This is a genomic window from Promicromonospora sp. NPDC023987, from assembly GCF_040639055.1.
Classification (GTDB): domain Bacteria; phylum Actinomycetota; class Actinomycetes; order Actinomycetales; family Cellulomonadaceae; genus Promicromonospora.
This window is the reverse complement of sequence record NZ_JBEZZF010000046.1, coordinates 1-15,150: the sequence shown is the minus strand read 5'-3', so window position 1 is coordinate 15,150 and position 15,150 is coordinate 1. Positions and strand designations below refer to the sequence as shown.

General features: G+C 71.3%; 9 protein-coding genes. All 9 read right to left on the bottom strand.

Annotation, left to right across the window (positions count from 1 at the left end):
* Positions 1–9: 9 nt before the first annotated feature.
* The gene (locus tag AB0F40_RS18850) at positions 10–1,752 is read right to left on the bottom strand and encodes an ABC transporter ATP-binding protein (protein ID WP_357470868.1); all 1,743 of its coding nucleotides are present in this window, start codon (positions 1,750–1,752) and stop codon (positions 10–12) included.
* Positions 1,749–2,708, bottom strand: coding sequence for an ABC transporter permease (locus tag AB0F40_RS18845; RefSeq protein WP_357470865.1), 960 nt, complete (start codon positions 2,706–2,708; stop codon positions 1,749–1,751). Before AB0F40_RS18845 ends, AB0F40_RS18850 begins: the two co-directional genes overlap by 4 nt.
* Complete coding sequence (locus AB0F40_RS18840; protein ID WP_357470862.1) at positions 2,701–3,627, bottom strand: ABC transporter permease; 927 nt, start codon at positions 3,625–3,627, stop codon at positions 2,701–2,703. The genes AB0F40_RS18845 and AB0F40_RS18840 overlap by 8 nt, the downstream gene beginning before the upstream one ends.
* Before the next feature lie 153 nt (positions 3,628–3,780).
* Complete coding sequence (locus AB0F40_RS18835; RefSeq protein ID WP_357470859.1) at positions 3,781–5,457, bottom strand: ABC transporter substrate-binding protein; 1,677 nt, start codon at positions 5,455–5,457, stop codon at positions 3,781–3,783.
* A 913-nt stretch (positions 5,458–6,370) separates the two neighbouring features.
* Positions 6,371–6,823, bottom strand: coding sequence for a hypothetical protein (locus AB0F40_RS18830; RefSeq protein ID WP_357470856.1), 453 nt, complete (start codon positions 6,821–6,823; stop codon positions 6,371–6,373).
* 237 nt (positions 6,824–7,060) lie between these two features.
* A complete protein-coding gene (locus AB0F40_RS18825) occupies positions 7,061–7,753 on the bottom strand; it encodes an ABC transporter ATP-binding protein (RefSeq protein ID WP_357470852.1) in 693 nt (230 codons plus the stop codon).
* Complete coding sequence (locus tag AB0F40_RS18820) at positions 7,750–8,778, bottom strand: ABC transporter ATP-binding protein (protein ID WP_357470849.1); 1,029 nt, start codon at positions 8,776–8,778, stop codon at positions 7,750–7,752. Before AB0F40_RS18820 ends, AB0F40_RS18825 begins: the two co-directional genes overlap by 4 nt.
* A gap of 39 nt (positions 8,779–8,817) precedes the next feature.
* Complete coding sequence (locus AB0F40_RS18815; RefSeq protein WP_357470846.1) at positions 8,818–11,661, bottom strand: FtsX-like permease family protein; 2,844 nt, start codon at positions 11,659–11,661, stop codon at positions 8,818–8,820.
* Entirely contained in the window at positions 11,661–14,930 is a 3,270-nt protein-coding gene (locus AB0F40_RS18810) for an FtsX-like permease family protein (RefSeq protein ID WP_357470843.1), read from the bottom strand. The genes AB0F40_RS18815 and AB0F40_RS18810 overlap by 1 nt, the downstream gene beginning before the upstream one ends.
* Between the last annotated feature and the right edge of the window lie 220 nt (positions 14,931–15,150).

The window sequence follows — 15,150 nt, the reverse complement described above, 5'->3', positions numbered from 1 at the left end:
GGAAGCGGGTCAGCCGCCGATCTCCAGGCTTGCGCCCGGGATGGCCGCCAGGAGATCCCGCGTGTACTCCTGCTGCGGGTTGTCGAACACCTCGTCGGTGGTCGCGTGCTCCACGATGCTGCCGTCCTTCATCACGGCCACGAGGTCGGCGATCTGCCGCACGACGGCGAGGTCGTGCGTGATGAACAGGTAGGACAGCCCGAGCTCGGCCTGCAGGTCGTTGAGCAGCGTCAGGATCTGCGCCTGGACCAGCACGTCGAGCGCCGAGACGGCCTCGTCGAGCACGAGCACCTCCGGCTTGAGCGCCAGCGCACGCGCGATGGCGATGCGCTGCCGCTGTCCGCCCGACAGCTCGTTCGGGAACCGGCGCATGGTCGCCTGCGGGAGCGACACCATGTCCAGCAGCTCACGCACGCGTACCTCGCGGGACTTCCGGTCCCCCACCCGGTGCAGCCGCAGCGGCTCCTCGATCGAGGAGAACACCGAGAACATAGGGTCCAGGGACCCGTACGGGTTCTGGAACACCGGCTGCACACGGCGGCGCATGGCGAACGACTGCTTGCCGGACATCGTGGCCATGTCCTGGTCGTTGATGGTCACGACGCCCGACGTCGGCTCCAGCAGTCCCAGCACCATGTTGGCCGCGGTGGACTTGCCCGAGCCGGACTCGCCCACCAGGGCGATCGTGCGGCCCTTCGGCAGCGTGAACGAGATGTTGTCGACGGCGGTGAAGTCGGTGTGCGTACCAGGACGCGCACCGCGGAGCCGGAACACCCTGGTCAGGTCCTTCGCCACGACGACGTCGGGTGCGGCCTTCGCGGTCTCGTCCGCGTGGGCGGCGAGCTGCTCGTCGGCCGGCTTGCCCCGCTCGTGCGCGGACTGGATGCGGCGCGAGGCCAGCGACGGCGCCGAGGCGACCAGCCGCCTGGTGTACTCGTGCTGCGGATCCTGCAGGATCTGTCGCGCAGGGCCGGACTCCACGACCTTGCCCTTGTACATCACCACGAGGTGCTCGGCGCGCTCGGCGGCCAGGCCCAGGTCGTGCGTGATGAACAGGACGGCCGTTCCCAGGTCCTTGGTGAGACCCTCCAGGTGGTCCAGGATCTTCTTCTGGACCGTCACGTCGAGCGCCGACGTCGGCTCGTCCGCGATGAGCAGCTTGGGCCGCGAGGCCAGGCCGATCGCGATGAGCGCGCGCTGGCGCATACCGCCCGAGAACTCGTGCGGGTACTGCTGGGCCCGCACCTCGGCGTCCGGCAGCCCGGCCTCGCCGAGCAGCTCGGCGACGCGCGCCTTGCGCGCCGACCGGTCCCCCTGGAAGCCGTTGGCCACCAGGGCCTCGTCGATCTGCGTGCCGACGCGCCACACGGGATTCAGGTTCGACATCGGGTCCTGCGGCACGAGGCCGATCTCCCGGCCCCGCAGGTCCTCGGTCTGGCGACGGCCCAGCCCGACGAGCTCGCGCCCGCCGAACTTGATGGACCCGGCGGTCACCTTGCCGGTGCCCGGCAGCAGGTCGATGATCGCGTGGGCGGTGGTGGACTTGCCCGAACCGGACTCACCCACGATCGCGACGGACTGCCCGGGGTAGACGTTGAGGTCCACACCGCGCACGGCCTGCACCACGCCCTGCCCCGTGGTGAACCCGATGTGCAGGTCCTTGATCTCGAGCAGCGGTGTCGACGCGTCCTGGGACTCCCAGGGCTCCGGCTCTTGCTCGACGGCGTCGTTCAGGGAGACGGTGGTGCTCATCGCTTCCTCGCCTTCGGGTCCAGGGCGTCCCGGACTACGTCACCCAGCAGGATGAAGCCGAGCACGGTGAAGCCGAGCGCGGCCGCCGGGTAGAACATGATCTCCGGGTGCGAACGGAGCGCGCTCCGACCGATGGACAGGTCGCCACCCCACGAGACCGTCGACGGGTCCAGGCCGATACCGAGGAATGTCAGCGTGGCCTCGGCCACGATGAACGTACCGAGGGCCACCGTCGCGTACACGATGATCGGCGCGGCGGCGTTGGGCAGCGCATGTCGCACCATGATGGCGAACCGACCCATGCCGAGCGCCTTGGCCGCCGTGACGAACTCGTTGTTCTTCACGCTGAGCACCGACCCGCGGGCGATGCGTGCGATCGACGTCCACCCGAAGGCGGCCAGCACGACAGCGACGGTCAGTGCGGTGCGGTCCGGCACGAGGCTCAGGATCACGATGGCGGCCAGCACGAACGGCACAGCGAAGAAGATGTCGGTGATCCGCGACAGGATGGTGTCGAGCCACCCGCCGTAGTAGCCGGCGATCGCCCCGATGGTGGTGCCGAGGATCACCACGAAGGCGGTGGTCAGCGTGCCCACCAGCACGGAGGCCCGGGCGCCGAACAGGGTCCGGGCGTAGATGTCGCACCCGAACTGGCTGGTGCCGAACGGGTGCTCGCCGGACGGCGGCGCGAACGCGTTGCGCAGTTCGCAGTCGTCCCGTGGCAGGGCCGTGGTGAACACGCCGGGAATGATCGACACGACGATGACCACGACGATCATGACGGCCGAAACCCAGAACAGCGGGCGGCGGCGCATCTCGTTCCAGGCGTTGCGCCACATGCTCGACGGCGCCTCGCTGGTGTCCACGGAGTCGATGACTTGGAGCTTGACCACATCGGGGCCTGCGACGAAGTGCTCCTGGCCGGGACGGGGTGTTGGTCGGGTGTTCTCAGGCATAACGGATCCTCGGGTCCAGAACGGCGTACAGCAGGTCCACGAGCAGGTTGGCTCCGATGTAGACGATCACGAGCACCGTCGACAGCGCGACGACCGTCGTGTTCTCGCCGCGCTGGATCGCCTCGAAGAGAGTGCCGCCCACGCCGTTGATGTTGAAGATGCCCTCGGTCACGATCGACCCGGTCATGAGGTTGCCCAGGTCGACACCGATGAACGTGACCACGGGGATGAGGGAGTTGCGCAGCACGTGTCGCCGCGTCACCACGGCGCGGGACAGGCCCTTGGCCCGCGCGGTACGCACGAAGTCCGCGGTGATGTTCTCGAAGACCGACGTGCGGGTCAGCCGCAGCACATAGGCGAACGACGTGGCGGCCAGCACGATGGCGGGCAGCAGCAGACTGTAGAAGTTCGGATCTCGTCCCGCGGTGACGGGCAGCCAGTCGAGCTGGACGCCCACGATGATCTGCAGCAGCAGACCGGTCACGAACGTGGGGACCGAGATGAGCAGCAGGCTCCACACGAGGACGACTGAGTCGAAGAACTTGCCCTTGCGCATGCCGGCCCACAGGCCGAAGGCGATGCCGAGCACGGCCTCGATCACGATGGCCATCATGGCCAGCTGGAAGGTCACGGGCAGCGCGTTGGCGATGGTCTGTGCCACCGGCTGCCCCGTGAAGTCGTTCCCCATGTCGAACGTGACGACGCCCTTGAGGAAGTACAGGTACTGCATGATGAACGGTTCGTTCAGGTGGAACTGTTCGCGGATCTGGGCCTGGACGGCTTCGGGCAGGCCCCGTTCACCGCCTAGCGCCGCGACGGGGTCACCGGGTCGCAGGAACACCAGCGCGTACAGCAGCAGCGTGGCGCCGAGGAACACGGGGATCACCTGTATCAGTCGGCGTCCGATGTACCAGAGCATCGTTGAATCTCCTTGGTAAGTTTCCGCCGCCCATTATCCCGGACCATTCCGGGAGCCAGGACGCGGCACAGGGGGAGGCGGAGCGTGCAGTGTTGCACGCTCCGCCTCGCACCTGGGTAATGGGCTACGCCCTGCGACCGGGCGTCATCACCATCACTCCGACTTGGTGACCTGGGTCAGGATGGGGTCGCTGTCCCAGCCGAACGCCACGTTGTCGACCGCCGTGGAGTGGCCGCCGGTTGCGTTCTGGTACCAGAGCGGGATGCCCGGCAGGTCCTCGAGGAGGATGGTCTGGGCCTCCTTGTACAGCTCGGTGGCCTCCTCCGGAGTCTCCGCACCGGCCGCCTCGGCGAGCTTGGCGTCGAACTCCTCGTTGGAGTAGCCCATGTCGTTCGAGCCGGCACCGGTGCCGTAGATCGGGCCGAGGAAGTTACCCATGGACGGGTAGTCGGCCTGCCAGCCACCACGGAACATGGCCGTGGCCGGGAGCGTCTCGTTGTCACGAGCGTCGAGGAACTCGTCGAACACCGGGTACTGGTCGAACTCGCACTCGATCCCGAGCACGTCGCGGATCCCGTTGCAGGTCGGGTCGATCCAGGACTGGTGGTCGCTGTCCGCGTTGGACGAGATGAGGAACGGCTCGTCACCCCACGGCTCGATCTCCTCGGCCTGGTCCCAGAGCTTCTTGGCCTCCTCCGGGTTGTACTGCAGCACCTCGTTGCCCTCGAGGTCCTCGGTCCAGCCGTTGATCACCGGCGACGTGTAGTCGGTGGCCGGCGTGCGCGCACCGTGATACACGGTCTCGGTGATCGCCTCGCGGTCGATGGCCATGGAGATCGCCTGGCGCCGCAGGAGGCCTGCCTCGCCGGAGAACTTCTCGTTGTACTCCGGGACGTTGATGACCTGGATCACCGCGGCCGGCTGGTTGATCGCGCGCTCGCCCAGCTGCTCCTCGAAGGTGCCGAAGGCCGACGACGGGATGTTGATGACGATGTCGAGGTTGTCGTCGAGCAGGTCGTTGTACGCGGCGTCCTCCTCCGTGTACGCGAGGAGGTCGACGCCACCGTTCTCGACGGTGTTGCCACCCGCGTAGGACTCGTTGGGCCGCAGCTCGAGGACGGAGTCGTGCTCCCAGTTCGCGAGCACGTACGGGCCGTTGCCGATCGGGTTCTCACCGAAGGCTTCCGGGTCCTCGTTGAACGCCTCGGGCACCGGGAAGAACGCGGCATAGCCCAGGCGCACGGGGAAGTCCGACTCGGGCTGCGTGAGGGTCACCGTGAACTCGGTGTCGCTGACGACCTCGAGGCCCGACAGGGTCTCGGCCTTCGGCACCTCGCCCTCCTTGGGCGTGCCGTCGTCGTTGAGCTGGTCCGCGGAGAGCTGCACGTCCTCGAACCCCTCGATCGGGGTGAAGAAGTAGCTCAGGCTCTGTCCGTTGGGACCGTAGGCGCCGTAGTTCCAGCCATCGACGAAGCTCTGTGCCGTCACCGGGGTGCCGTCGGAGAACTCCCAGCCCTCGTTGAGGGTGATGGTCCAGACCTTGTTGTCCTCGGACTCGATGGACGCAGCAACCTCGTTCTCAATGCCACCGTTCTCGTCGTAGCGAACGAGGCCGGCGAAGATGTTCCTGACGACGAGACCGCCGTAGACCTCGTTGGTCATCGTCGGGATAAGCGGGTTCTGCGGCTCGCCGCTGCCGACGGTGACGATACCGGCGTTGTCACCGGTCTCCTCGCCGTCGCCGCTGCCGCCGCCACCACAAGCCGAGAGCACCAGAGCCGTGGCGAGCGTAAACGCTCCCACTCCCATGAGTCGCTTTCGAGGTGTCACGTGTCCTCCTGGTTCGTTGTGCCCACTCCGTCCGACGGAGTTGTCCTCCGGAGCGATGCGGACGCTTCTTTGCGCCCAGTGTTATCAGACCTAACGTAGTCGCTCCATGCAGATACCGATGACCACCGTGAGGGAACCTCCACCGAGTTGTGACCATCTCGGTATGTGGGAGTAACACCAGGTAACAGTTCTGACCAGGCGGTTCTCACACCCGTAACATGAGCGTCGTGAGGGCGTTCGCCAGGAAATTCACCCTGTTGCCTCGGTCCACCACCTACCTCCGGTGGCACTCGGCCAGCCACTCGCGCATTGGCACGTCGAGCGGTGCACCAGCGGTTCGACAGCCCTCGAACGACCAGCCATGGACAGCGGTCACGGCATGGCCCCCAGCCGATGATGAGTGAACCGCGCGCTGAGGTCGTTCTCGGACGCTCGAGGACCTCGTCATTGAGGCGATAGCGCTCGGTGCGCGACATCCCGGCGGAGCACCTCGCGCGATTCACGATCTTGACGCACCGGCCCTCACCGAGAGATACGGACCGGTTCACCGACCTGCTTTTGCCCGGGACAGTCGTCCACCAAGGAGAAAAGGGTCACGTGCGAGCACACTCTCACACTGACCGCATCGCAGATCTGATACGAGCCGTCGAACTCGACGCGCCTCTTCGCGAGAACGCCGGATCGATTCCGACCGAAGCATTCGACGGGCGCCTGCGATCATTTCAGCGAGCGGCTATTGCGACGACCGACTGAATCCCGATCGCACTTCTGTCCAAGCCGGCGGTCCGCGCGTTCACCACGCGTCGGCTCGCGGGCCGGTCCGACGCGACGAAGGCGGCCGCCGAGCGCAGACACCGGTACGACCATCGGCGTCTGCATTCCGCTCGGCGACCCACCTCCATCGGCCAGCGGGCTAGCGCACGTAGGCTGCCGTGGTGCTCCCGCCGATGTAGGCGGACGAGACCCTTGGCTCGATTCGGAACATGTGGATAGAACCGTTCTTCCGGAAGGTCCTGTTGACCGTATACGTTCTGCACGTTCCGCTTTCGAACGTCCGATACTGCCAGTCGCGAGCCCATCCGGTCCGATTGTCGGTGATCATCGGCGAGATGGAAACACCATAGTCACCACCGTTCCTCGTCGTCGAGAAGCACAGCTTGAAGGTCGTGACCTTGACGGAGTTCGCCGTGTGGTTCCTGAATTGCGGAATCACCGACAGCGTGACCTTGTCACCAGCAGCGTTGCTGTAGTTCGTCGTCGTCCAGATCGCCCTTTCATTGTTCACGTGCTTGACAACCGTCTTGGCAGCCGAAGCCTTCACTGGAGCGTTGACCGCGGTTACCCCGAAGACGACAAGCGCCGCCACGAGGGCAGCAACAAGCGGTCGTGAACGACTTACCCGAAACGGACTATGCGACCTCATCCGCGCAGACCATTGAGCCACACCCATACCGCAACCACCCCTCCAGTCTGGACCAGCCATCCCCCTTTGGGACGGACCGCTAACTTAAGCGAGGCTACCTCCCAGGCGGCCCGTGTGCAATAAATTGCCACGAGCACAGTTCCCGTGAGAGCTGTCGCCGTCACGGCCTGCACGGATGCCTCAGTCCACGACCCGCCCGTCGTGCAGCTCCACCACGCGGTCCGCGCGGGCCATCAGCTCGGGGTCGTGCGTCGAGACGACGGCGGCCACGCCGCGCTCGTGCGCCACCCGCGCCAGCAGGTCCATCACCACGGCGGCCGTCCCCGAGTCGAGCTGTCCGGTGGGCTCGTCCGCGAGCAGCACCTCGGGTTCGGCGACGAGGGCCCTGGCGATGCCCACGCGCTGCTGCTGGCCGCCCGACAGCTCGTAGGGCCGCTGCTTGGCGTGCCCGGCCAGCCCGACGGCGTCCAGCGCCGCGGCCACTCGCTCCGCCCGCTCGGCCGGCGGGGTGCGCCGCAGCCGGAGCGGCACCTCCACGTTCTCCGCCGCCGACAGCACGGGCACCAGCCCGAACGACTGGAACACGTAGCCGATCCGCTCCCGCCGTGCCGTCAGGACCGCCTTCTCCCCCAGCGCGGTCAGCTCGGCGTCGCCCAGCCACACGCTGCCCGACGTCGGGCGGTCCAGGCCACCCAGCAAGTTCAGCAGCGTGGTCTTGCCGGAGCCGGACGGGCCCCGCACCACGAGTAGCTCGCTCGCCGCGACCTGCAGGGCGGCGTCCGTCAGCGCGCGCACCTTGCCAGCGCCGGTGCCGAACACGCGGGTGAGGCCCTGGGCACGCAGCACGGTGCGCGCCGGAGCGGTGGCGGTCATCGGTCCTCCTCGGTCGGGGTCTCGACAGGCTCGACCACCGGGCCCGGCTCGACCACCGGGCTCGGCTCGACCACCGGGCCCGCCTCGACCGACGAAGCCGGCGTCGCCGACCAGACGCCCACGTGGTCCGGCTCGAGGGCCAGGCGAACGCGGTCTCGGAGGTCGAGCGCGTGCACGAAGTCCTGCGGCAGCTGCAGGCGGCCCACCCGGTCGAGCACCGCGAACTCCTCCGACACATGCCGTGCCTGGCCGTGCTCGTCCGTCTCCGTGCGCCGCAGCGTCTCCGTCGAGGTCCGGCCGTCGCGGATCTGGATGGTGCGGGCCACGTGCTCGGACACCGTCGGGTCGTGCGTGACGATCAGCGTGGTCACACCGGTCTCCCGGTTCACGCCGCGCAGGGCTTCCAGCACCTCGACGGAGGTGGCCTCGTCGAGCTCGCCGGTGGGCTCGTCCGCCAGCAGCACGCGCGGGCTGTTGGCCACGGCGACGGCGATCGCCGTCCGCTGCTGCTCGCCGCCGGACATCTCGCCGGGCCGCCGTCCGGCCACCTGGCCGACCTCCAGCAGCTCCAGCAGGGCCTCGACGCGACGCCGCCGCTCACGCCGCGGCAGGGTGTTGGCCAGCTCCAGCGGGAGCCGCACGTTCTCGCTCGCCGTCAGGTACGGCAGGAGGTTGCGCGACGTCTGCTGCCACACGAAGCCGACGGTCGACCGCTGGTAGCGCACCCGCTCGGCGTGCCGCATGGTGAGCAGGTCCGTGCCGGCGACCACGGCCGAGCCGCCCGTCGGTGTGTCCAGGCCGGACAAGATCGTCAGCAGCGTGGACTTCCCGGAACCGGACGCGCCGACGACGGCGACGATCTCGCCCGGGTCGACGCTCAGCGTGAGGCCCTGCAAGGCCTGCACCTCCACGCCGTCCGTGGCGAAGATCCGGACCAGGTCGTCGCAGCGGATCTCGCCGCCGTCCTGGGCCGGCCCGGCCGACGCGGGCGCGCCGCCGTTCGTCAGCTCGATGGTCGTGCTCATCGGGTCTCCTCTCGAACGCCTGGGTCCGCGGTAGTCATGTCAGTCATTGCTGCCCATCCGGAGCTGGGCGGCTACCTCGCCACGCCTGCTCAGCGCCGCGGCGACGCCCACGGCGGCCACTACCACGGCGACGAAGCCTGCGGCGGCCGCACCGAGCAGCAGCGGGTCGTACTCCGGGGCGGGCTGTGTGACGCCGCCGGTCAGGGCCGTGACGTCCACCGCGGCCAGCACGAGCGACGGCACGGCAACCCCCAGCACGGCGCCCACCAGCAGCGCCACCACCGCCCACGGCCCGATCTCCCAGCCGACGAGCCCGCGGCCCTGGCGCGGCGACAGGCCGAGCGTCTGCAGCACGGCGAGCAGCCGGGCCCTGGCGGGTGCGGCCAGCATGAGCGTCATCACCACTGCCGCCGCACAGAGCAGCCCCGCGAGCAGCACTGCCAGCACGAAAGCGATCACCAGCCCGCCCGAGACGGGCGCCTCGAGCATGGTGGCCGCCTCCTGGTCTGGGTCTTCCACCAGCGCCGACGGCAGCACCTGCGAGATCTCGGTGGTCACCGCCGCGCGATCGGCGTCGTCGGCCAGGCCGACGAGCGCGAGCCGCGCGTAGCTGGTCTCGCCGGTGCTCGCGGTGAGCCGTTCAGTGTCCGCCAGTACCAGCGCGCGGCCGGCGGGCAGGCCGGGCAGCTCGTCGACCACGTCGACCACACTGATCGGCACGCTGCCCTCCTGTGTCGCGAGGGTGAGCCCCGTGCTCCCCGGACCGACACCGGGACCGGCGGCCGACCTGGTGAGGATCACGGGCACCGCGGCGTCCGCCCCACCGGTGGGCACCCGGGTCAGCTCACCGAGCGACTCGGGCGCCCCTGGCACGTCCTCCTGGACCATCGCGAGCGCCGCGGCGTCGACGGAGTACACCCCGGTGCGCGGGGACGACGCGGTGCCATGCAGCACGGCGTCACCCACGTCGGCGACGGCGGTGACTGCCTCGACCCCGTCGAGCGCGGCGAGCTGCTCGGCCGCCGGCTCGTCGATGATCGGGCCGGAGACACGCAGGTCGGACCCCGTGGCGCGCCACGCCTCGCGGACCACGCCACCGGAGACCGTCGAGTAGAGCACCGCTGACGTCGCCGCGACGGCCACGGCGAGCACGAGCGCGACCGCCGGTACGGGTCCGCCGGCCGGGTCGCGCGTGGCCCGCGCCGCGCCGAGGAACGGGACGAGGTCCCGCCGGGGCGCGAGCGCCCGTTCGAGCGCGAGCGCGAGCCAGGGGTAGGCCCGCACGGCGAGCAGGGTGAGCGCGAGGGAGACCAGCAGCGGCGCGGCGGCGACCAGCGGGTCGACGCCGGGGCCGGCCCCCGAGCCCGCGACGACACCGCGCGAGAGCAGCAGCCAGGACGCGAGGGCCGCGCCCGCGACGACCAGCACCTCGAGCACCCACCGCACGCGGCTGCGCGAGCGGGGCGCGAGGTCCGCACGGGTGGTCCGCAGGCCGCCGGGCGAGGTGGCGAGGGCCAGGGCGGTCGCGGGCGCGAGTCCCGCGGCGAGGGCGAACGCCACCTGACTCACGGTGACCGGCGCGTCGAGGCCGAGGCCGGAGGTGAGCGCGAGCCCGCCCGCGAACCCCGCCACCGCGGATCCGAGCCCGACGACGAGGCCCTCGCCGCCCATGAGCAGGCGGAGCTGTGTCCCGGAGGCCCCGCGGGCGCGGAGCAGGGCGAGCGCAGGGCGTCGTCGGTCGACGACGAGCCGCGCGCCGAGGGCGAGCACCGCGACGGTGGCGCCGAGCGGCCCGACGGCGAGCACCGCGACTATCGCGTCGACGCCGGTCCGCTGTGCGAGCAGGCGCTCCAGGATCTCGCTGAGGCGGGTGGTGGGGCGCAGCTCCATCGCTACGGAGTCGTCGGGACCCACCGGGACGCGGAACGTCTGGGCCGACTGACCGTTGGCCTGGGCCAGGAGCAGCGGAACGTCGGCCGCGGTCACGCCGTCGGTGTTCACCGGATACCAGACGCGGGTCTTCCCGATACCCAGGGTGATCGGCGTGATCATCGCCGGGCTGACGTAGACGGACGCGGTGCCGAGGAGGCCGCGGTTCGGGTCGGTGATCACCGATGCCCGGGCCGCCAGGCTGTGGTGGAGCCAGTAGTCGGTGTCCGGGTCGCCCGCCTCGAAGATCCCGGTCACGACCAGGGCCGGGTAGCGCTCGGCCAGGGCGATGATGCCCGAGCCGCCGAGGTTGTCGTACCGGCCGCCCAGCTCCCAGCCGTAGGTCTCCGCGACGGCGCGCGAGACGGCCACCTCGAACGCCGGCGCCTCCTCCTGTGGTGTCGCGGGGGACCACGTGTCCTCCTCGAACGACGGCGTTGGCGTCGCGCCGGGCCACCGGCCCTCGAGGAGCTCGGTGTTGTCCGCCAGGTCGGTGGCCGAGCGGAGAAAGACCTTGGCCTCGGCCAGCTGGGAGCTGGGCACCGGTTCGGTGTACGCGGGCTCCGCCGAGGTCACGTGGAAGTGCGGGGCGCCCATCACCGAGCGCAGCGGATCCTCCGTCTCGGTGCGGACGGTGTCCAGGTTCGCGAGGAACGGCGCCCAGTCAGGCTCGGCGGGGACGCCACTTCCGATGTCGGGCGGTGCGTAGCCGTAGATCCCACCGGGCGGCTCCCCGGGAATCGCACCGGCGACGGAGACCACGTCACGCGCCGGTCCAGAGGCCGCCGCCGTCTCATAGGTCACCTGGTCGGCGTGCATCGTCGCGATAGCGCGCGGCGCGGTCGACAGCACACCGGCCGCGAGGAAGGCGACCACGCCGAGCGTCGCGGTCGCACCCCAGGAGGTGCGCAGCTGTCGCCGCGCGAGCAGGCCCAGCCCGGACAGTGCCCCCATCAGCGGACCTCCTCGCGGTAGGTGGTGTCGCGGGCCTGCGCGGCCACGCGTCCGCCCACCCCGATCGCGACCAGGACGAGACCTGCCACGGCCGCGGCCAGCACCAAGCCGGTCCCCGCGGTCTCCAGGACGAACCGGGCAGGCGGCGCTGCGTCGATACCCGTGAGCGTCGCGCCGGCGAGCCCACCGGCAGTGAGCCGGGCGACAGCCCATCCTGCGACGGCACCCACCGCGAGCGCCACCGCGCCGACCGCGATCAGCTCGGCGGAGCGCGCCCTGGCCTGCGCGACGGGGCCGAGGCCCACGGCGCGCAGCACGATGACCTCGCCGCGTCGCTCACGCAGGGTCGCCACGGCGACGGCGAGCACACCGGCCAGGGCGAGCACGCTCGCACCGGCGGCTGCGAGCCAGAACGAGACGCGTACCGGGGCGGCCGTGTCCGTCGAGCCGTAGCCGGGTGTAGTGACCGTCGGCTGCTCGCGGCTGCTCGCGCCGGTGGCCTCCGCGACGGCGGTAGCGGCACCGGCGAGGCGGGTCACGGCGTCGACCGGAGCGCCGGCGCCGGCGGGGCCCGCGGCCAGCCAGACCTCGCTCGTGAGGACCGGGTCGCTCACCTCCCGGACGAGCGCGGCGGCGAGCGCACCGCGGTCCACCAGGGCCGCGTACGGCTCGAGCGCCCCGGGGACCGTGCCCGACGACGCGACGGCGACCACCGGCAGCCGTGTCCCGCCGAGGGTCATCTCGAAGGTGTCCTGCGTGGCGATGCCCAGATCGCTGAACAGCGACGCCGAGCCGAGCAGCGGGATCGGACCGGCGTCCGGCGTGGTCAGGAGACGCAGTCTGCTGGCTGCCGTCCCATCGTTGCCGAGCGGCATGGTGAGCTCGACCTGGCCAGGTGGTGCGTCCGTGCCCAGCTCCAGGCCTGCGGCACCGTCGAGCGTCTCCGACCTGGTCCAGCTCGCGTCCTCGACGGGTGCTCCGTCGGCAGTGAGCCCGACCACGGACAGCGTCACCTCCGCCGGCGCCCGCCCGGGCTCGGTACCTACGTCCAGGGCGGCGACCCGCCATGCCTGACCTTCCGGAGGCGGTGGCACCGCTCCGGACAGCTCGTGGGTCGTCGGGTCCGCACCCAGCGTGTCGCCGCTCCCGTCGCCCTGGGTCAGCTGCCCGAGGTCGACCGTGGCCAGCGTGCCGTCGGGCGCCGCGAGCACGAGCGACACGTCGAGCCGGTGCTCGGGCGCGCCCGGCGGCAGCGGCACGTCGGTCGTGGGGCTGATGCGGCCGCTCACCGTGAGTCCGACGTCGCGCACGCCGTCGGGCAGGGCAGGAGCCGTGGCAAAGGCGTCGCTCGCCAGGTCGTCGGCCAGCCGCCCGACGTCGAGCACTTCCACCGGCGCCCGCATCACCGCCGAAGCCGCGGCCGCCGGCAGCGCCAGCACCGTGACCGGTAGCCCGTCTGAGTACGCCGTAGCGGACAGGACGGGCGCCGCGGCGACGGCGTCCGGACCCGGCCCCCCGGTGTCGGCACCGCCCTCCAGGTACGGCGTGGGATCAAGACGTCCGCTCTCGGGCGCCGTGACCCGCACGTCGGCGCCGTTGGCGAGCACGTCGACGTCGGCCCGCAGCCGTTCGGCGGTACCGGCGTAGCCACCCGCGAGCGTCGCGGCACCGCCGGCGAGCACGAGCAGGACCACCGGCACCACGTAGACGACGAGCCGTCGAGCTACCTGCCGTGCCGCCAACGGCCCGACGACACCGCGCGACCGGCCGGCGAGCCCTGCCCACAGGCGGGTGGCCGGGCCGAGCACCGCCATGGCCACGACGGCGAGGGCTGCCAGGGCGAGCGCCGGAGCCGCGGCGGCCGTCGGATCGGTGCGCGGACCGTCCGGCGTGGTCAACAGCGGTGAGCCGTAGCGCAGCAGCTGGGTGACGCTCACCGCGGCGGCGGCCACGGTCAGCACCACCGTGCCGAGGGCCGCCACCTGGCGCACCCGCCCCGAGCGGTCGGTCACCTGTCGTCGCGCCGCTGCCTGCGCCTGCAGCGCCGCGACCAGCAGGAGGGTCGCGGCCGCCACGACGGCGACCGCCAGAGCCACGGCCAGGGGCGTCGCGGCGGGGACGGCTGCCCCGGCGTCCGACCGGGTGACGAGCCGTAGCGCCGCCCACGCCGCGGCGCCGCCTGCCGCCGCGGCGGTCAGCGCCAGCAGCGCCCCCTCCACGAGGGCCGCCCCCGCCACCGTCCCGGGCGCGGCTCCGCGCGAGACGAGCAGCGCGACCTCCGGCTCACGGGTCGCTGCCAGCAGACGCGCCACCTGCACCAGCGCGACCAGGCCCACGAGCGCAAGGAGGCAGAGCGGCACCAGGGCCACGGCGTCCGCCGCACGCAGCGCGGCCCCGAGATCGGCGGCCGTCGTGCTGAGCGTGCCCGTGATGGTCAGCCCCCGGGGCGCGACGGAGTCGTCCTCACCCAGACCGCGTTCGACCTCGGCGGTGAGTGCCGCCAGGGCGGGCAGGTGCGCGGGAGTGAGCTCGGTGCTGTCCGGGACCACGGTCCAGCGCGCGAACGGATCCGTGTCCAGGCCCGCGACGACGTCCTGGCTCACCACCACCGGGCCGGGATGGGCGCCGTCGGCCCCCGTCAGCGCTACCGGGTCCCCGAGCCAGACCGCGTCGTCGGGGTCGGTGACGCGCCAGGTCGCCGTGATGGCGAGCGGAGTTCCGGTGGTCGTCGGGGCGTCGGGGTCCACGCCCAGGCGGATCGTGTCGCCGACCGCCAGGCCGGCGGCCTCCGCGGCGTCGGCCTGCACCGCCGCGTCGTACGCGCCGGTGGGCCAGGTCCCGTCCACGACGGTGACGCCGGCGGCCCCCTCCCCCGCCAATGCCTCGGCCCGCGACGAGGCGGGCAGGAGCGCCACCGACCAGCGGCCCAGGTCCTCGCCGTCGCTGCCTCTCGTGTACTGCGGCTCGGTCCGCACGTCGTAGGCGACGCGGTGCGGCACGCCGCCGAGCAGGTCGGCGAGCACCTCCTGGACGCGGGTGTCCTGGGCGTCGGCCCCGCCGTCGTCCGCGAGGCGGGTGGCGAGCTGCACCGCCCGGCCCGACGGCTCGGCGGCCGCGAACCCGTCGCGGGCCTCGGCCGTGGCGGCGGCCTGCGTCCAGCCGACGGTCACGCCAAGGGCGCCCGTCAGGACCGCGACCAGCAGCCACACGAGCGCGAGCAGGCCACGGTGCGCCGTCGACCGGCGGGCAAGGAGGGTGGCTCGACTCACGGGCCCAAACTAGCCGTGCCCTGTGACACTGACGACAAAACTATCGCCGCCCGAGGCAACGATCCGGTCACGTGCTCACGCCACGGCGCACGTCTACCCAGGGATCGGGCCCAGAACCGACGTCAGTTCTGGGCCCGATCCCTGTAGGTGGGGTCGGGGGGGTCGGCGGTCGCCCGTTCGGCGTGACCACCTACACCCGCAGGATTGGGGAGGAGGGGCT